14 protein-coding genes are annotated in these 19024 nt (G+C 40.7%); 3 read left to right on the top strand and 11 right to left on the bottom strand.

Annotation, left to right across the window (positions count from 1 at the left end; genetic code table 11):
- Window positions 1–116 precede the first annotated feature (116 nt).
- The 3 genes from EWM59_RS10465 (at window position 117) to alaS (ending at window position 5456) form a co-directional block, all read left to right on the top strand.
- Complete coding sequence (locus EWM59_RS10465) at window positions 117–1019, top strand: alpha/beta fold hydrolase (RefSeq protein WP_130020916.1); 903 nt, start codon at window positions 117–119, stop codon at window positions 1017–1019.
- Window positions 1020–1032: 13 nt separating this feature from the next.
- Window positions 1033–2565, top strand: a complete 1533-nt coding sequence (locus EWM59_RS10460; RefSeq protein WP_207219968.1) for a 4-hydroxyphenylacetate 3-hydroxylase family protein — start codon at window positions 1033–1035, stop codon at window positions 2563–2565.
- Window positions 2566–2810: 245 nt separating this feature from the next.
- On the top strand, window positions 2811–5456 hold the full coding sequence (gene alaS / locus EWM59_RS10455; RefSeq protein ID WP_130020915.1) for an alanine--tRNA ligase: 2646 nt from the start codon (window positions 2811–2813) through the stop codon (window positions 5454–5456).
- Between the two features lie 93 nt (window positions 5457–5549).
- Here alaS and EWM59_RS10450 read toward each other — a convergent pair whose 3' ends face one another.
- The 11 genes from EWM59_RS10450 to EWM59_RS10400 form a co-directional block, all read right to left on the bottom strand.
- Window positions 5550–5963 carry a transcriptional regulator gene (locus EWM59_RS10450; RefSeq protein WP_130020914.1) on the bottom strand — a complete coding sequence of 138 codons (414 nt, stop codon included), beginning with the start codon at window positions 5961–5963 and terminating at the stop codon, window positions 5550–5552.
- The gene (locus EWM59_RS10445) at window positions 5941–6333 is read right to left on the bottom strand and encodes a DoxX family protein (RefSeq protein ID WP_130020913.1); all 393 of its coding nucleotides are present in this window, start codon (window positions 6331–6333) and stop codon (window positions 5941–5943) included. Before EWM59_RS10445 ends, EWM59_RS10450 begins: the two co-directional genes overlap by 23 nt.
- A gap of 159 nt (window positions 6334–6492) precedes the next feature.
- A complete protein-coding gene (locus EWM59_RS10440; RefSeq protein WP_130020912.1) occupies window positions 6493–6903 on the bottom strand; it encodes a VOC family protein in 411 nt (136 codons plus the stop codon).
- Window positions 6904–7179: 276 nt separating this feature from the next.
- Window positions 7180–7950 (bottom strand): MerR family transcriptional regulator, encoded by a 771-nt coding sequence (locus EWM59_RS10435; protein WP_310587847.1) that lies wholly within the window; start codon window positions 7948–7950, stop codon window positions 7180–7182.
- Window positions 7951–8327: 377 nt separating this feature from the next.
- On the bottom strand, window positions 8328–9017 hold the full coding sequence (locus tag EWM59_RS10430) for a hypothetical protein (RefSeq protein WP_130020910.1): 690 nt from the start codon (window positions 9015–9017) through the stop codon (window positions 8328–8330).
- A 54-nt stretch (window positions 9018–9071) separates the two neighbouring features.
- Window positions 9072–10016, bottom strand: a complete 945-nt coding sequence (locus EWM59_RS10425; protein WP_130020909.1) for a hypothetical protein — start codon at window positions 10014–10016, stop codon at window positions 9072–9074.
- A 12-nt stretch (window positions 10017–10028) separates the two neighbouring features.
- A complete protein-coding gene (locus tag EWM59_RS10420; protein WP_130020908.1) occupies window positions 10029–10577 on the bottom strand; it encodes a hypothetical protein in 549 nt (182 codons plus the stop codon).
- Between the two features lie 94 nt (window positions 10578–10671).
- Window positions 10672–12174, bottom strand: coding sequence for a reverse transcriptase family protein (locus EWM59_RS10415; protein WP_130020907.1), 1503 nt, complete (start codon window positions 12172–12174; stop codon window positions 10672–10674).
- Window positions 12175–12472: 298 nt separating this feature from the next.
- Window positions 12473–14113 (bottom strand): SWIM zinc finger family protein, encoded by a 1641-nt coding sequence (locus EWM59_RS10410; RefSeq protein WP_130020906.1) that lies wholly within the window; start codon window positions 14111–14113, stop codon window positions 12473–12475.
- Window positions 14114–14115: 2 nt separating this feature from the next.
- Window positions 14116–15561 (bottom strand): WGR domain-containing protein, encoded by a 1446-nt coding sequence (locus tag EWM59_RS10405; RefSeq protein WP_130020905.1) that lies wholly within the window; start codon window positions 15559–15561, stop codon window positions 14116–14118.
- A gap of 14 nt (window positions 15562–15575) precedes the next feature.
- Window positions 15576–18803: a HEAT repeat domain-containing protein gene (locus EWM59_RS10400; RefSeq protein ID WP_130020904.1), complete on the bottom strand. Its 3228-nt coding sequence runs from the start codon at window positions 18801–18803 to the stop codon at window positions 15576–15578.
- Between the last annotated feature and the right edge of the window lie 221 nt (window positions 18804–19024).

Genomic DNA, 19024 nt, shown 5'->3' with positions numbered 1-19024 from the left:
GCTGAGTTGAAACCTCCGTGAATCTCCGTGCAAAACTCGGTGCAACTCCGTGGTAAGAATGTCTTTTTATTATTGCACATTGATTGTATTTACTCGTTCGCTGTTATAAAAATGTCATGAAACCGACTTTAGCAGGTAAAGCCCCCTGCAATACTATTGAAATTTATTTTGAAACTTTCGGACAGCAGGAAAATCCGGCCATTCTGCTCATTATGGGGCTTGATGCGCAAAGCATCATGTTTACCAACGATTTTATTGAACCATTAGTAGAAGCTGGGTATTATGTGATTCGTTTTGATAACCGGGATATTGGGCTTTCAACCTGGTTAAACGATACCTGGCACCGGAAGCGGCCCTATACGCTCGAAGATATGGCAAAAGACAGTATCGGATTATTAGATTACCTGTCTGTCAGCAAGGCGCATATCATTGGGGTATCCATGGGGGGCATGATAGCCCAGCGTATCGCCATTTCTCATGCTGAAAGGGTATTATGTCTGGTTTCTATTATGTCGTCAGGTTTTATATTAGACCCTGCTGCAGTACCTTTTTTCAGAGGAAAACCATTTGTGCGATTGATTCCGTTTTTTCTGCGGAATTTTACAATTAAAAGTAAACTGGCATTTCCGGCCATTACGGTTGAAGGTTATGTGAAAACCTATCGCCGACTCAACGGCAAGACATTCCCGTTTAACCATCAGCATTTACGAACTATTTTTATTGAAGGAATAGAACAAAGAAAAGGGCAGAACCCGAGAGCCAGATTTCAGCAATTCTGCGGCATTGCTGCGTCTGGTTCACGCTTGCATGAGCTACCAAAAATCAAAGCTCCCACTCTGGTGATTCATGGCACTGAAGACCCGCTTATTCCGCCTATACATGCTACCATTTATGCACCTAAAATACCAAATGCAAAAATGCTCTGGGTAGAAGGCATGGGACACCAGTTGCCTAAACCTGTGTTAGAAACGGTGATGCCTGCCATTATTACGCACTTACAAACCAATAAATTTAACTGAAAACCTGATAGCTATGCAAACCATTGACGAAGTAACAGAAGGCATCAGTACAGCCGAAGCGTATATCGAAAGTCTTCGGGGTCGTGCTTTGAAAGTCTATCTTTTTGGAGAGTTGGTAGCCGATATTGTAGAACATCCTATGATTCGCCCTTCTATCAATGCGGTTGCCGAAACTTTTCAGTTGGCATTACAGGAGCCTGAATTGGCTACGGCTATTTCTCCGTTTACAGGCAAGCGGGTCAATCGTTTTCTGCACATAGCCCAGAAACGTGAAGATGTAGTTTTACAAAACAAAATGCAACGCCGTTTAGGACAACTGACAGGTACTTGTTTTCAGCGTTGTGTGGGTATGGACGCCTTCAATGCCTTATATTCGACTACTTTTGAAATAGATGCCTGTTATCATACCAACTATCATACACGCTTCAGAAAGTTTATTGCTTATACCCAGAACCATAATTTTGTGATTGGTGGAGCTATGACTGATGTAAAAGGAGACAGAAGCCTTGCACCACACCAACAGGCAGACCCTGATTTGTTTGTACATATTACGAGGCGAACCAGTGAAGGAGTATATATCACGGGAGCTAAAGCACATCAGACAGGCTGTCTCAATTCTCATTGGCTTTTAGTAATGCCAACCATGCGCCTGACAGATAATGACCGGAACTATGCTATTGTAGGCGCAATTCCGGTAGATGCTAAGGGTATTACCTATATTTATGGCAGGCAGTCGTGCGATACACGTAGTATGGAGACCGGAGATATTGATTCTGGCAATGCACACTATGGCGGACAAGAGGCAATGGTGATTTTTGAAGAGGTGTTTATACCCAACGAACTGATTTTTATGGACGGCGAATATGAATTTGCCTCTATGCTGGTAGAGCGTTTTACCTGTTACCATCGCCGGAGCTATGTCTGCAAAAGTGGAGTAGGCGATGTGCTGATTGGCGCAGCAGCTACCATCGCCGAATTTAACGGGGCAGACAAGGCCAGCCATATTAAAGATAAATTAGTGGAAATGACGCATCTGAACGAGACTATTTATGCCACAGGTATAGCGGCCTCTTATCAGTCAAAACCTACGCTATCAGGGACTTATCTGGCCGATGATATGCTGGCCAATGTGTGCAAGCACCATGTAACCAGACTACCTTATGAAATCAGTCGTCTGGCGCAGGATTTAGCAGGTGGATTGATGGTTACGCTGCCATCTGAACAGGATTTCAGAAGCGAAACAGTAGGGCATTTGTTAGAGAAATACCTGAAAGGCAGAGCAGATGTGCCGACAGAACACCGGATGAGAATTCTACGACTGATTGAAAACATGACATTAGGCAGAAATGCTGTTGGATACCTGACCGAAAGTATGCACGGCGCAGGTAGTCCGCAAGCCCAACGCATACAGATAGCCCGGCAAATGCAACTGGATTTTAAGAAACAATTAGCCAAAGAACTGGCAGGCATTAAAAAGCGACAAAAGGACATGCTGATAAAAGAAATAAGCGACTATTTCGGTCGTGTCTTTGATACAAATGTTTAGGCTTCTGTCTGTAAGTATTAATAATTGAAACTCCTGTGCTGTTTTTATTAAAAGAACGCTTCAAATAGTCTGTAATTTAGACTAAATTTGCACCCTCAATAAATAAAGCAAAATATTTATCGAAAAAAGGAGTTTATGGGCAAATCTCATAGACTCTTAAGTTGAATGAATGAATTTTTACTATATGGCTTTAGCCATCTAATCACTAATTCACTCATTCGCTAATTCACTAATTTATCACAGATATGACTTCGCACGAAATTCGTAAGGCTTTTTTAGATTTTTTCCGTAGTAAAGGGCACCTGATTGTCCCTTCGGCTCCATTGGTGGCAAAAAATGACCCAACCCTGATGTTCAACAACTCGGGTATGGCACAGTTTAAGGATTTTTTCTTAGGCAATGGTACACCACCCGCCAAGCGTATTGCGGATACTCAGAAATGCCTTCGTGTAAGCGGTAAACACAACGACTTGGAAGATGTAGGGTTTGACACCTACCACCACACCATGTTTGAGATGTTGGGTAACTGGTCGTTTGGTGATTATTTCAAGAAAGAAGCCTTGACATGGTCGTGGGAGTTATTGACAGAAGTTTATAAATTGCCTAAAGACAGAATCTATGTATCGGTTTTTGAAGGGAGCAAAGAGGACAACGTCCCTTTCGATCAGGAGGCTTATGATATCTGGAAAGAATTGATAGGTGATGAAAACCGCATTATTTTAGGAAATAAAAAAGACAATTTCTGGGAAATGGGCGATACAGGTCCATGTGGCCCTTGCTCAGAAATTCATATAGATTTACGCAGTGAGGAGGAAGTAGCCGCCAAAAGCGGAAAAGAATTGGTGAACAATGACCATCCGCAGGTAATCGAAATCTGGAATAACGTATTTATGCAGTTTGAGCGTAAAGCCGATAAATCGTTGGTTTTATTGCCTGCCAAACACGTAGATACTGGGATGGGCTTTGAACGCCTATGTATGGCTATTCAGGGCAAACAGTCAAACTACGATACTGATATTTTCCAGAATACTATTCAGGTATTAGAAGAAATGTCGGGCAAGAAATACGGCGAAAACGGCACATTGTCGTCAGATAGTTATGTAGATGTTGCCATGCGTGTGATTGCCGACCATATCCGTGCTGTGGCTTTTACCATTGCCGACGGTCAATTACCTTCCAACAATAAAGCCGGATATGTTATCCGTCGTATTTTACGTCGTGCAGTACGTTACGGCTATTCATACTTAGGGTTTAAAGAGCCATTTATGAATAAACTGGTGCCAGTATTAGCCGACCAGTTTGCTGATGTTTTCCCTGAGTTGAAATCTCAGCAGGATTTTGTGAGTAAAGTGATAGAGGAAGAAGAAAAAACATTCTTACGTACGCTTGAAACAGGTTTAAAACGCCTGGACATGATTATGAGCAGCGCAAGCGACCAAGTGATAGCAGGAGACCAGGCATTTGAACTGAGTGATACCTACGGTTTCCCGTTAGATTTAACGGCACTGATTGCTAAAGAAAAAGGCTTTAGCGTTGATAATGATGGTTATACTAAAGCCTTGCAGGTGCAAAAAGACCTGTCGAAGAAGGATTCTGCCAAAGAAGCTACCGACTGGGTTGATTTGAATGAGGGAGAGGATTTTGAGTTTGTAGGTTACGACCAACTATCAACTGAAGCACAGATTGTAAAATACCGCAAGGTAAAAACTAAAGCAGGACAGGAGTATCATATCGTGTTAGACAAAACCCCTTTCTATGCAGAAATGGGTGGACAGGTAGGTGATACCGGAACCATTGTAATTGGTAACCATGCCATTAACATTGCCGATACCAAGAAAGAAAACGATTTATTCATTCATATTTCAAGAGATAAAGATTTAGAGGAGATTCTGAATACTGCCGATGTGGTAGTGGCGCATGTTGATGAAGCTCGCCATCGGAAAATTATGGCAAACCATACGGCCACTCACTTAATGCTGGCGGCTATGCGTCAGGTATTGGGTAGCCATATTGTACAGAAAGGCTCTTATCAGGATGATAACGTAACCCGTTTTGACTTCTCGCATTTTGCTAAAGTAACAGACGAAGAACTGGCAAAAATTGAAGACATAGTGAATGAAAAAATCCGTCAGAATATTGCCTTAGAAACTAAAGTAAATATGCCCATTAACGAGGCCATTGCTTTGGGTGCTACGGCTACATTTGGCGAAAAATATGGCGATTTTGTACGTGTCGTAATTTTTGACCCACAATTCTCGGTTGAATTGTGTGGGGGTACACACGTGCCATCAACGGGCCAGATTGGTATCTTCAAATTTGTTTCAGAGGGTTCGGTAGCCGCAGGGGTGCGTAGAGTAGAGGCATTGACGGGCGAAAAAGCAATTGAGAAAATCAAGGAAGATTTAAGAGTAAAAGATGAAATAGCTACGCTGCTTAAAAATCCATCTGATTTAATAAAAGCTATCGAAAACCTGCTTGCTGAAAAAGCATCTTTGCAGAAGAAAGTAGAAGTTTTAGAGAATGAGAAATTGCAGGATTTGAAAAAACAATTGCTTGAAAAAGTAGAAGCGATTAATGGCATCAATGTATTGACTGCGAGAGTAACGATACCATCGGCTGATGCTTTGAAACAATTAGCTTTTGAATTGAGAAATCAGGTAAACAGTTTCTATGGAGTATTAGGTGCAGAAATAGGAGGGAAGCCACAAATTGCCGTAATTATTGATGAAGCGGTTATGAAAGACAAAAACCTGCATGCAGGCAATATTGTTAAAGAATTAGCCAAAGAAATGAAAGGCGGCGGCGGTGGGCAACCTTACTTTGCTACTGCCGGAGGAAGCGATTTAAGCGGTCTGGATAAGGCCATTGAAAAAGGGAAAAGTTTAGTATAAAATAGCTTAGTATAAACGAAGAGGCGAACATCACGTTCGCCTTTCTTGTTTCATAAATTTGTATGGGTGTGTGGAATAAAATTATGGCTAAAATCAATCAGCCAATCTTACCATACATTTTACGGTATCGTTGCTGATATACCATTCAATACAGGCACCGTTAGGGTCTATACGTGGATTTTCTAAAAGCTCATTAAAGGTATCTCCAATAGCTGATGTATCTTTCATATAATCATGAATATCCACGCTTGTATAAGTCCCTTTTCTGATAAGATACTTCTCCAGGCCTAATTTCTCTGCCTCGCCTGCAGTCAGTTCTTCTGCACCTGCTTTATAAACAATTGTACCGTCAATCGGAAAAGAGATACCAAAGTATTTTCTTTCCGGGTTATCATTCATAGGTACAAGGCTGTGCAGTTTCTGATGTGCCGCCAGCACACCCTCAGGAAACGAACTGGCGGTTATATACATCGCTGAAATGTCGTTAAGCAATTGATACTCTTCCATGTGTTACCGATTCTTGAAGTTTGTGGAAATAGACATAAGACACCATTAAAATAGCCAAGATGAAAAGCGGGAATACCGTTTGTTCATTGAACCCATCAATAGCCCAGTGGCTGATAAAAGCTGAAATCAGCGAAAAACTCAACCCGGCATACGCCCATTCTTTGATACGGGCCGGAACTATCGGTAAAATAATGGCAACAGAGCCTAATACTTTATAAATGGTTAGCATAACAGCAAAGTAGTCGGGATATTGCAAGTGTCTGACACCTTCTTTGCCTAATTCTGATTGCGAAAACAAGGCGGGCATTAAACCTTCCCAAAGAAAAATGATGGTTGTTGCTACCCAAAAAATGATTTTGTTCTTTTTCATGATTGTAGTAATTTAAAAATTAAAAGGTATGTGTTTTGATAAATTAAGTGAATAAATGATTGTGAATCAGCGGATTTCCGGTGCTTTAAGGCAATAGATTCCCTTACTGATACCTGTGGCGTCAGTCAGTTTACCATTCGCTGATTCACGTTTTTTTTACTATTCTTGCGGAAAACCATTAGGATCCATCCAGAAGACTTCCCATTTGTGGCCATCTAAGTCGGCGTAGCTATCCTGATACATCCAACCCATATCTGTCAGGTCTCTGTATTTGGTAGCACCTGCCTCTACTGCATTTTTTACTATCTCATCAACTTTCTCTTTGCTTGGCATTTCGAGCGAAAGAATTACCTCAGTCGATTCGGTGGCGTCGGAGATGCCTTTATCAATAAATGTTTTAAAATGTGCATGGGTCAGAAGCATGGCGTAAATGCTCCCTTCTTCAATAATCATGCAGGTTGCGTTCTCATCAGTAAATTGCGGATTGAACGTGTACCCTAATTTTGTGAAAAAATCAATTGACTTTTGTAGGTCTTTTACCGGTAGGTTTACAAAAATTTTAGCTGCCATTGTGTTGATTGTTTATGTGTTGTTTAATGGATTGAGTAATCATCTTATTTAAATCTGCTGGTTGATTACAATACAAATTTACGGCAAAGAAACCGTATATAGAGAGGGTAAATACGCCAATAAAAGGGTTATTTGCGACAAGTTTTTTAGGGCTATTTACGACACACAGAAAGTAGAAATTTGCTTAAAGACAATGTGTGAAATTTGGCTTAAAATTAGAGATTAGTATTTGAAATGAGAGAATACTCACCTTGAGTATTCTCTCATAAAAAACCACTATTTCAATTGTGTATCGGCAAAATGAGCCATTGCTTTACTTAAAAACAAAGCGTATTCTGGTTGCGGTGTGCCATCAACCATGGTAAATCGCTCGTCATTTACATACAACTGTCCAAGCCCTTTATAGGCGTCTGCCTGTTTATCTGCCGAACCAAATGTGCCCCAGAAAATTCGGATGATTTCGTAATGACGGGCAATCAGTTTCTGGACAGACTCATTGGCAGGGTCTTCGTTTTTCAGTGCTGCTAAAGCGCTTGCGTTTTCTTTTAAATCGCTTTTTAGAACTTCAAACTGTTCTTTGCTCATACTACCCAATGCTTTTTCTGAGCGTTCTACCACTTCCTTTCCATATTTTTCAGAGGCTTCTGCTCTGTAGGCTTCGGCTGTTTCTTTAGCCATGCCTGCATATAATTCTTCTGGTTTTAACATAATCGTTCCTGTTTTTAAATGATTAACTGTTTTGTCAATCGTTTCCAACAGCGTGCTTATTCTGTCTTTACGTGCCTGTAAGGATACTTTATGACTTAGCAGCGCTTCAACTAAATCAAAAGCGGGGTTATCAAGAATACCCTGTATTTCTTTGAGCGGAAAATCCAGTTCCTTATAGAACAGAATCTGCTGTAATCTTAATAACTCCTTTTCGCCATACATTCTATACCTGGCCTCGGTACGGATAGATGGTTTCAGTAATCCTATCTGGTCATAAAGATGCAAGGTGCGTATGCTTACCCCTGCTATTTTTGCCATTTTTTGCACAGAATAACTCATCATTTACTGTCTTTATTGATTGACCATGCAAACATAGGCTATGACGTAAGGTAAGAGTCAAGTGTTTTTTGAAATATTTTTCAAAATTTTTTCAGGCACGTGTTTGTTTGGGTTTTAACCTTGGTTTGTGGGATGATTGTTTAGCCTTAATTATGTTTTAAGTTCTTTAGAAATTGTGCATGGTTTTGGCTAAAGCCAAATAATGATTAATTTACTGTTACCCCATTTAAAAATGGGGGCTATTGAATGAAAAAAGCCTGCTGATTCAATAGCCGCCAGCTTTAGCTGGTGGAATATTAAATTATATCTTCATATTTGGCTTTAGCCAAAACGAACTTTACTTCTTCAATCATAATAAACGAGATGCGCTAATCACATTAAATCGCATATTTCCCACGATTAATAATTATTTTCTGAGTTTTTGCGTCTTTCTTCTCACTCAGTGGATAAATAATTGTAATGGTTTTGGCATTTACAATTACCTGGCTGATAATTTGCTCAGGCGACAAGGCTTTAATAGCAACCCCTATTGCATTTAATTGTTTCTGGTTTGATGGAATGGTAACGGTCTTACCTGTAACAGGATTTATTACCTGAATGGATAAATCTAAAGGTTTGCCACTATACATTTTTTCATAATCAGAGTCTTTAAACTTCACTATAAGCGGGTCATTGGCTTTTTCAGAAAAATATAAAATCTTGCCATAGTCTTTCAACAATTTCCCTGTTCGGCTATCATGGGCGAAAAATATAGGCGGGGTGCAACAACCCGAAATAATTTCGTGGCGAATCAGAAATAGACGTTCATACTCAACTTCAAGGGTGTAGCCTATTCTGGGGTCTATTAGCGTAGAACTATAAATTATTCGCTTCTTTTTATACTTGTTCTCAAAGGTAAACCATACTGAATCACAAGTGTAATTCCAATAGAGTTTACTACCCGTTTTAAGCTTAATAGGGTTACAGTCATATACCTTTTCTATGTAGTCTTTACAACTGCATTTTTTTTGCGCCATTGCATGACAGGCACAAACAAGCAATAGGCTGATAGTGAAGAAAACCTTCATCTTTTAGTCACACTTTAATAGATAGCAAACTTACTTTTTTGGGCTTTAAAAGCATTACAAACCGTCAAGGTATTTCATCAGAGCCTCTTTGGTAGTAGGTGTGAGTTTTAATTCGACTTTATGCTTATCGGCTACAACCACTTCCTGTAGAAACGAATGGTATTTTTCATCTTCGGTTACGGCATAGGCTACAATTTTTACATTTCTGCCAACCGGAACCTGTCCGGAAACACTTTTATATACCTGCATCACTGATTTTAAATCAGGGAAATAAAGAAATACCAATATTTTATCGATGGATGGCGTTTCAGATGTAAATGAAATAGTGGTTTTAGCCTCTGTAAAATCGTAGAACTTATCACAGTTTATCCAGCCAATGCGGCTTGGAAAAATAGTATATTTATCTTGTTCGCCAAAAATAACACCACCCTGGCCATCTCTTGAAGTATCAGCCGGAACCCAGTCTACCACTCCGTTTTTCAATTCTTCCCCATAGAAAAGACCCATGAAACCATCCACTCTGCCGCCTTTGGCAGGTACATTTATCTGGGTACTATTCACTCTATTGGCAATAGATAATTCCTGGCCGTCTTTATAGGCTTTAATCAGAAGCTCTCCGGCGGTAGTGAGTAATCGGCCATTAGACACTGTTGGCATCTGATGCAGAATCATATCTTTAGGCGTGAACAACTCTAATACCTCAATCTCAAAAGGATAAGTAACTGCACCCCCGTTAGGTAATTTCAGGTCTCTGGTATAAAGCCAGACTCTTGTGCCCTGTTTGCCGATAAAAGGCAAATCGTTATCACTTTTAATCGTTTTCTTTTCGGGTTGTGTACCTAATTTATCAAAAGTAGTAGGGTCGGGTGCTACAAAGCCATCTTTTTGCTCAACAGGGTCTGGTTCAGGATTTCCGTCGCCAAGCAGGATAGACCTGTCTTTAGAACAGGAGGCAGCGAACAGAATAACGGATAATATAGCAATCGTAATTTTTTTCATGACAGAGTGGTGTTACGGTTTAGGACAAACGTTTTTGCGTGATAACCGGTCGTTAAAAGGGAAAAACAATACGCCTACTTCCCCATAACTTTCGTTCCAGAGTATATTATACTTTGCTTCGGCAAACAGGCGGATAAAGTTACCTCCGGCAGATAAACCCAATCCTGCTTCGGGTAATACATTATTCCGGTTGGCTTTTGTATTCACCGTTCTTTCATAATTTATCCATCGGTTATATTCTACTCCTGCGGCCAGATAAAGCACCGGGCGCTTAGGATTAACCACTTTTTTATGTCCTAAAGAAAAAGTATTGTTCAGAATAAAGTAATGCAGGTTAATGCCGCCGTAAGCCTCATGAATGTTGTTGAATGAGGGCATATACTTGATTTGAGGAACCAGAGCGAATCTGTTGGCAACAGGCATCTGTATTCTGAAACCTGCACCGACTGTCTGCAAAGGGAAATTATAAATAGCCGAAAGACCAAAGGCGGTCTTATCCTGTGCATACAGATTGATGCTGATTAATAGCAGCACGAGTGTTTTAAGGTAGTTGTTTTTCACACAATAGCGTTAATTAGAGATAATCATAGAGTATCTTCAAATATACTCTTTAACAAATATCTCTAAAAAAACACGATTTTTCAAAAATATACTCTTAAATGATTTCCCACCAGGGTTTTTCATCATTGTCAGGCTTAGGTGGGGTATCCTGAATAGTTGGAGGAACTATCTTAATTTCAGGGGCAGGAACTGGTTTCACTTTAGCCCTCACTCCAAAAATCTGATCTAATTGCGCCTTGAATTGAATGCCTTGTTCGGGTTTTACCATGCCTACAAAGCTGGCATAACCTCGCATGGAGTTTTCTAAATCAACCCCGTTTCTCCACGATTTTCCCTCTGTACCATTAAGTTCAATCTGATGTAGTAATGCTCTGAATCTGCGTAATTCTTTGCGGTCTATACCAGGTTTATCATTTACTACTATACCTGTTACTTCCTGCTGTCTGCCTTTGCGCATCACAGCCAGTTTATCAGGGTGAATCTGGAAACCCTCGCTTTCAATAATCTGACGGATAGCCCATAATACCTGACCTACCAGTTTTTTACCGTCTCCTTTGGCTGAAAACGTAATATCATCGGCATAGCGGGAATAGTTGAAATTGAATTTACGGGCAATACCCTCAAAGCGATGGTCTAATTTGTAGCAGATAAGATTAGTGATGGCCGGACTTGTGGGTGCTCCCTGTGGGAGTTTTCGCTCGGTATGGGCTACATAATAGGTTTTCTTGTCTATGTCAATCATGTCCACGTCTGGCTCTGCACAGACAAGCGCTAGAATAGAGGCAATCTGTTTTGAATAGCCTAACGCAGCAAAAAGACCTTTAATGCGTTTGTAATCTATTGATGGAAAAAAGTCTTTCAGGTCAATATTAATGACTACATCCTGCCCGATATGATTGCTGGCATTGGTAAGGATTGAACGCTGAGGCACAAACCCATGCGCCGAGTCGGTATTTTTGAGTTTATACAGAATGTTATCCAATATCCAGTACTGAGCTTCTTTCAGCTTAGGCATAGGTGCCGAAATCAACCGTTTGCCACCCGTTTTTTTTGCCAGATAAAATCTTTTGTAATGGGTAGTAGTAGAAACTTTGCGGTTGTAGGCTAAAAAACGGAGTTTCCCTAAACTGATATTCATGGCAGTTGCCAAAGCTAAAGCATCTGCAAAATGAGGTAGCCCGAATTGAGCCAGTTTAGCGGTATCTGCTTCGGTGTTGTTTAATTCGTGTGAAACATCTTCGCCCAGGTAAACAATCTCATTTTGCTTCTGCTGTTTCCATTGCTCGGCTTTGTCTTTCCGCTTCTGCTCGTTTTTTTCTTTGGTTTCTACACGCTTTTTCTTGGCAGCCGCCATTCTTGCCTTCCGCATTTCAGCAAGCATAGCCTGTTGATTGTCAAATTTTCTTTGTTTCTGAGAAAGCTCCTGCAATTCACGGCTGAGTTCGCCTTCATGTTTGATTAACTGTTCGGATACGCTGGGCTTTTCTTCATCAGAAGGCCAGAATCCTAATTTTTTCATTTCTGAAAGGATAAACTCATCTCTGGAGGTCGCACGTATGCGGTCGTAGATTTCCTGGCGGGTAAGACGTTCAGTCATAGCAGGGTTAATTTGGCAAAGTGAGAAAACCTTCGATGGTACTCCAGACTAAATCAATCAACTCCAAGAGGGGGGCTACTATAATACCTTTTAAGCTCCCGGAGCTTTTACTGTAAAAGGTATTATAGTAGCCCCCCTCACAGTAAAGATTGTATTTAGTGATGCGTGTGAAGTCTTGTGTCATGAACGACGATACATCGTTCTTTCCTTTCGGAATGCAAGGTATTCAGTACTTCTCACTTTGCTGTTGCAAAATAGTTGAATTGTTTTTGTTTACAAATAGATTAATCTAATTTATTTATTGCTTTTGCCTTTGCTCAATCCGCAAGGCAATAATATGCTCGCAGGGTCCTTTGTAAAGTTTGTTTTTGATATAAAACTCACAATTGCAGGTAGCCTGGGCAATCCGCTCGTCGTTATCAATGAATACCGACGCATTGAAATTACGGTAATGTCCTTTGATGTTTCCGGTAATAGATAAGCCTTGAGCGGTCTTTTCTGTACTGATTTGTACTTTTTTTTCTTTTACCAGCGTATTCGCCTGCTCTTCTCTGGGGTTATCAAAGCGTAACTGATGAATTGGCAGAGGTTCTCTTGATAATTCTCGGATTCTATACACGCCTTGATTTAGGTCATAAATGGTTTTACCTGCCTGTGTGAATGTCCCCAAAGCTCCGAATACAGTTTTGGTATCCGTATTCAGTCTTTTAGCCAGAGCCTTTGGTTTTTCAAACCAGTTTTCCCTAAGTGCATTATAGATATTCTGTGCTGTAAAACCATCTACCTCGGCTCTTGGAGCCATCAGGTCAAAATTGCCGACTCTTGACCAGTCGTTGGCTGACCAGCCCGATAAACCCAATGTATAGGTCATATCGCCTAAATCTGCAATATAAAAAGAGGGGAGCCCCGAACCTACCAGATACACCGTGAATTTTCTGGCAACCGGAATCAGCCTTTCCAGAATCAACAGGCGTCGTCTGCCCCAGATTCTGATAGTTTTAACTTCGTTTCCGGTATAAACAGACCTTGCACAGATAATTTCTTTATTAAAGGGTTCAAAAAGCAGGGTTACGGGTTCGTTTGGTCTTAAAATAAATTTGATTGAGCGAGGCCCTACTTTTTCTTTGAACCGCCGTAATAAAAGACAGATATTATAAACATCCATCGGATGAAGCTCAAAACTGGTAGTGGGTAACGTCATAGCCGAACTTACCTGTAAAAAACCACGTACCCAACTATCGGGCAAATCAATTTTTACCTCTTTATATTCTTCTTCGTTGGTGGTTTTTACCGTAAACCCTGAAGGGTCTATCTTGAAATCAGTCTCTTTATATTCTCTTATCTTCTGAAACTCGTTATATAAGGCTGATGAATAATCAATATTGGTTGTGCCACATTCAAACTCATTGATTTCTTTAAAGACATTATAATTGGTTTCTAACTTCCCATAAGTCGATTCGTCCTGACTGAAACACTCGAAGAAAACCTCGTCAGGATGAACCGTAATTACCGGGTCTAACACAAACCAGCGGTCTCTGTCTTTCTGATAAAGAAAATCGAAATACTGTCTGGTAGCCGTCTGAAAAGGGCCTGTTACTCTGCTTCTTTCTTTATAGATTTGTTGCAGTTCTTCTCTTACTACCGCCATGCGCTCTTTCACACTTTCTATCTGCAAATCGGCTACAAACTCCGAAAGCCAGATTTTTTCCTGTTGAGCCGCCCATTCTTTATAGGCGGTTTTATCTTTAGGCTTAAACCGCATATCAGATACCACCACATCGTGCAATGCTGATATGGCTTCTCTGAATGCAATTTTTTTATTCAGTTTGCCTACAAAAAAAGTAGGTTCTCTTAAGGTGTCAGGCGCAAAAGACATTCCGACGGAATTTGCATTACTTACTACCGAAGTAGTACCGCCGTATTTATAATTGAATAGCATAATTAATTCTGGTTATATTTTAGGATATTCCCAAAAACTCTATAGAATCCTCCCTGGGTGGCTTCTCTTAAATCATCAACAATGTAAATGGCATTTTCTTCCCGAAGGTTCTTAGGGAACTGTACGTACCAGTCTTTATGATACCCATCACTCAATGGTTTCACCCGAAGGCTGCTACCTTCTTTTATACATTTCACCAATATACCTGTGGCATTGGCGGCAGCTGTTTCTACAATGGCCGTATCGCTCAAAGCCATTGCTTCTGACAATTGTGTGGCAGCAATTTTCACATCTTTTACTTGCGGTAATACACCTGCCTGTGCCTGTGTAATAGATTCCTGTCTGGCATCAATACAAGCAATAGAGCCGTCGGTAGTTACAATGTACAGATGCTCATTGAAATATTGCATAGATAAGGCCGAACCGCAACCCGAGGCTAATTTCCATAGACGATTGCCTGCTTCATCAAAACAATAGATAGAAGAATAATTGTCTCCGGCAAAAATATAAGCACCGTCAGGCGATGTAGCGCAGGAATATACCACTGCATCAGTACGATAGTTTTTCAGATGAGTTCCATCTTTTGAGAAAGCCTGCACCATATTACGCCCTGTGGCAGCATAGATATTGTTATTCTGAATCCAGCCGAATAATACTGCCCCTTCAGTAGGAGTTTTCCATTCAAATCGTCCGTCAGGGCCATTATAGCACACAATTCCCACCGAATCCCCACAGAATACTTTGCCACGGTCGTCGCAACGCATCATCCAGGCCGCTGTGCCATCTTGTTTGTTGCTCCATTGCTCCTCGTCTTCGTAGTTGATAACAGTGGCCGAACCATTGGCACTTGATACTCCCAACAAACCATCGTTAATATCTAACCAGTAGATTTCTATTTTCTCCTGAATTTCGTAAGATAACCTTGGCCTCTTTCCGGTCAGGTCATATACATTGCCATCATCGCAACCTATATAAATCCAGTCGTTATCGGCTACAATACATTTTACCCCATCAGGCAGGCGGTGGTGTAAATCTACTTCTCCGGTATGATTCAGCCTGAACACGTCTCCTTTTTCATTACCTACCCAACAACTTCTTTCGTCAACATACACGCCAAAAGCCGATGATTCGGTTTTAAAACGCCAGACAATAGGTAAGCTATATTTGATTTGCGCAGGGCGACTCTCCACGGCTCTTCGGGTAATGGAACGTTTCTGACCTTGCCCCTGAACAGCAACCGCATAGCCTTTTTTCTGTTTATCTTTTATTTTTTTGTCGGCAAAAGCCTGTGCTTCAGTAAGGGTAGCAAACGAACTGCTTTGCGATTGTCCGCTATCGCCGATTCTGCCAAATCTGACGGATACAGTATTGGCGTCGTCGATGGTTACTTCATAAAATTTATGGGCAGAGCCTTGCTCTTCCGATAATTCAAGATAGGTTTTGGTCATAGTTTATGTGGAATTTAATGAACGTTTACTGCTTTTGTCGGGAAATCAAGTACCTTAATCGGCACAGATAAATTATTGTATTTTTTCTGCAAATCTCGCATGATGGTTATACAAATGGCTTTGTCTTCTATTGATACGGTTGCAGAAATATCCCTTAGTATATCGGCAACTATCTCTGCTGCTTCGGCTGACTGCATGGCTTCCTGATGTAAAAAAGCAAATATTCTTGCTTTAGCACTTCTGCCTTTGTTGACCCTTGTGAGGGCAGAACGGAAATAGGTGGCAAGGCCGGCTAATTTACTGGCATCTCCTGTGGCAAATCTTTGCAGGTAATTAGTGGCAAATAATTGTACACTGACACTTGGGTGCTGGCTGAGTTTAAGCAGATATTCTTCTCCCTGTTCTTCATCAAAAAATCTGCTGATTAACTCCCGACCAAAGGCTTCAATATCTGGTTTCACACTATCAACAATACCTGCCAATACTTCAGGGCTCCAATCGTCCTGTGTGAAATTCGTACGGAAGAAATGAATGGCAAAAGCACGGTTATCGTCCCATTTGGAGTCTAACAGGCGAATAGCCTCGTCTCTTTCATATTTAATGCGAGCCACAGACTCGTTAAAAAAGCTCCATACCCATTCACGGTAGGCTATCATTTCATGATTGCCAATGTCGATAATATGTCTGATAGTGAGTATATCCGGGTTTATATATTGTCTGAGCAACACCAGTCCCAAATCCTGCGCAGGTCTGTAATTGGCATGAATCAACCGGATAATGGTAGTACTATCAACAGACTGGAGGTAATTCACCAGTTGATGAGTCAGAATTTTTCTGATGTCTTCATGCAGCCCCTCATACGGCTCTTTGCGGGTCATGAAAGGGACAAGGAAGTTGACTAATCCGGTAGCGTAATCCTTATTTGTAGCCAGTACTTCTTTTAATTTGCTCAACAATTCGGCTCCGGCTTTGCGTACCTGTTCAAACGGGCTTATCAGCAATGAAGATAAAATTTCGGCAGGTGGCTGTGTATTTTTTAGGGTGATGATTTTTACGGCAAAAACCTGTGTAGCTTCTACAGGAGTTTTGAGCAGGTCAACTATCATGGAGTCATTGAGTCCTTTCAGTAAATCTGCACAAACGTTTAATAATACTGCTGTACCATCTTTAATAATAAGATTGTTCTCTTCCGTATTTTCCTGTAAGGTATTTATCAGACCTAAGCCTCTGCCAACCAATACCTGTTTCTGGCTATCAGAAAGCGGATATGTGCTTAGGGTTTTATTTACCCATTGTCTTACATCTGAATATTTAGAGAAAATCAGGTTGCTCAACAGAGTTGTTTCATTGAAATAAGCCGCTAAGTCTTTACTGATATATCCCTGTCCCAATTCTCTTGCGGCCTGAAAAGGGCTGTTCAGTAACGCAAGAATAATGCTTCTTTCGGCGTTCTGTTCCAGTTTCTCCTTAACAATCTCTAATCCATAGGTAGCCGGAAGTGTATATTTTGACGAAAGAAGCAGTTCTAATAATCGCCAGTCTATTTTAGCTTTTATTTTTTCGTAATCGGGGTGCTGTGTAAGGTTTTTATAAGCAAACAGGTGTATATTATCAACCTTAGCTTTCAGCAAAAGCTGAATATAAGCCTGCGGAAATTTATCCCATAATTCAGGATAGAGTTCTTCCCGACGTATTTTGGCAACTTCAGTTTTCATAGGTTCCAATTGTTGATCTATAGACGGGCGATTGGAACTGTCATTGGGTTGGTCAGGCTTTGAAAATAAAGAGAAGATAGAGTTAAAAACCCTGTTCACCAGGTTGTTTTCCTGATTGGGCTGAACTGTATTTCTGACTAAATTCGGTTGGCTTGAACCAATCAACTGTTTTTCTGAAAGTGCCCAGGCATTTCCGGCAAAGGTCAATCGAGTGCCACCACCGTACAGAATGAGATTCATTAAAACCGCATTGGCATAAGGCGGGTAAAAAGTACGGACATTTTCCCAGTTCTGATAATTGTTTAAATATCGGAAATTGTCTCTTGAATACCCGTCTCTATAATCTTTTTCTGAATCATAAGAGAGTAAAATCGCTAAGGCTAATTTTATATATTCGTCTTGTTGATTAGCCCCCGATTCTTTCAGTAATCGTAAGGACTTGCGAATCAGATAGCCCCTTGTTCTGTCTGAATAAGCCAATCGGCTGTCATTTTTTTTGAGTTCCGATTTTACCTTTACAGATTTGCCAATTGCTGTTACGTATAGGGTGCTCTCACGGCTTTCTTCATCGTCATACCCGTAGCTCACAGGCTTATCAAACATCTGCAGTGTTCTTTCAAATCGGTAGGAAAGCAGACCCAATACCTCAAAATCGTCTCTAAGTTCAGCTATTTTCAGAATATGCCTCACAGCCCTGAAATAGCCTGGCTTCAATGGAATTTCTTTCAGTAGGTTTATTAGGATGGGTTTAATAGCCGGATACTCAACCGAAATCAGATAGAGGTCTTCCAGAAAATCATAAGTGGTTTGTGTTTGCTGTAAGACTTTCTGAGGAAGAATTTCCTGTAAAATTGCCGGATTCTGAATCGCTGTTTTTAAATCTTCCGGTAAACGTTCGGTATAAAAAGCAATATGTTCTTTTCGTTCATCGCCGGTGAGCATCTGCAATAATGATGCACCTGCAATGCGACGGACTTTATCAGAGTATTTGGGATTAGAAAAGTAGAATTTCAGGGTTTGAATGGCCGCTGCATCGCTTATGCGACCTAAAGCCCACAAAGCGGTATATCTTTGCATTTCGTCGCCTCTGTCGGTCAGTCTTATAATATAAGGTACTGCTTCTTTGAGTTTTAACTCCCCGACTTTCCAGATAACCCTTGAGGGCTTCCATTGAGATTTGAGTGGGTTTCTGCCATCAATAAAACCCTGTAATCTTTTCAGCAGGGCATTTTCAATACTGGCTGTAGAAGCTAATTCTGCGAGCGTTGGCAATGCCTGAAACATTTCCTGTTCTGACTGATAACCCTTGCGGCGTTTTTCAGCTTCCAGGGTGTCAAAAACCTGTTGGGCGCTATTCAGACTAACAGGTTTATCTGTCTTGGTACCTTCTTTCAGGGTACTGCCACGCTTACCAAATCGAAAATTTACGACGTATTGATTACTTCCAACCTCACATAAGTCTATTTCATAAACTTTATCAGAATTGCCTTCTTTGAAGAATAACTTTGACTGCTTGACGAGCTTCATACTAAGAATTTATCCGTGTCACATTGTTGCGGTGGCAAAATAATTATTTTCAAAAGAACCACAAAACTTATCTACTAAATGTTTTTTAGTGGCAAAAAAAGTGTGGTTTAACCACCATAAAAAAAGCTACCCAAACTGGGCAGCCTTTCCAAACTAACGAATATGAAATAAGAAATTTAAGAACTGTTTGAGTTAAATTTTGAAGGTAAAAAAGAGCGGTC

Origin of the sequence: Emticicia agri, from assembly GCF_004168285.1 — a bacterium.
GTDB classification, from domain to species: Bacteria; Bacteroidota; Bacteroidia; order Cytophagales; family Spirosomataceae; genus Emticicia; species Emticicia agri.
Note: the sequence above shows the minus strand (reverse complement) of the source record. Positions and strands in the feature narration are given on the sequence as shown.

Bases quoted from the DNA above. Each gene is read 5' to 3' on its own strand.
- EWM59_RS10405 (WP_130020905.1), bottom strand. From the start codon at position 15,561: ATGACCAAAACCTATCTTGAATTATCGGAAGAGCAAGGCTCTGCCCAT.
- EWM59_RS10450 (WP_130020914.1), bottom strand. From the start codon at position 5,963: ATGGAAGAGTATCAATTGCTTAACGACATTTCAGCGATGTATATAACC.
- EWM59_RS10465 (WP_130020916.1), top strand. From the start codon at position 117: ATGAAACCGACTTTAGCAGGTAAAGCCCCCTGCAATACTATTGAAATT.
- EWM59_RS10445 (WP_130020913.1), bottom strand. From the start codon at position 6,333: ATGAAAAAGAACAAAATCATTTTTTGGGTAGCAACAACCATCATTTTT.
- EWM59_RS10410 (WP_130020906.1), bottom strand. From the start codon at position 14,113: ATGCTATTCAATTATAAATACGGCGGTACTACTTCGGTAGTAAGTAAT.
- EWM59_RS10425 (WP_130020909.1), bottom strand. From the start codon at position 10,016: ATGAAAAAAATTACGATTGCTATATTATCCGTTATTCTGTTCGCTGCC.
- EWM59_RS10435 (WP_310587847.1), bottom strand. From the start codon at position 7,950: ATGAGTTATTCTGTGCAAAAAATGGCAAAAATAGCAGGGGTAAGCATA.
- EWM59_RS10430 (WP_130020910.1), bottom strand. From the start codon at position 9,017: ATGAAGGTTTTCTTCACTATCAGCCTATTGCTTGTTTGTGCCTGTCAT.
- EWM59_RS10440 (WP_130020912.1), bottom strand. From the start codon at position 6,903: ATGGCAGCTAAAATTTTTGTAAACCTACCGGTAAAAGACCTACAAAAG.
- EWM59_RS10415 (WP_130020907.1), bottom strand. From the start codon at position 12,174: ATGACTGAACGTCTTACCCGCCAGGAAATCTACGACCGCATACGTGCG.
- EWM59_RS10400 (WP_130020904.1), bottom strand. From the start codon at position 18,803: ATGAAGCTCGTCAAGCAGTCAAAGTTATTCTTCAAAGAAGGCAATTCT.
- EWM59_RS10460 (WP_207219968.1), top strand. From the start codon at position 1,033: ATGCAAACCATTGACGAAGTAACAGAAGGCATCAGTACAGCCGAAGCG.
- alaS (WP_130020915.1), top strand. From the start codon at position 2,811: ATGACTTCGCACGAAATTCGTAAGGCTTTTTTAGATTTTTTCCGTAGT.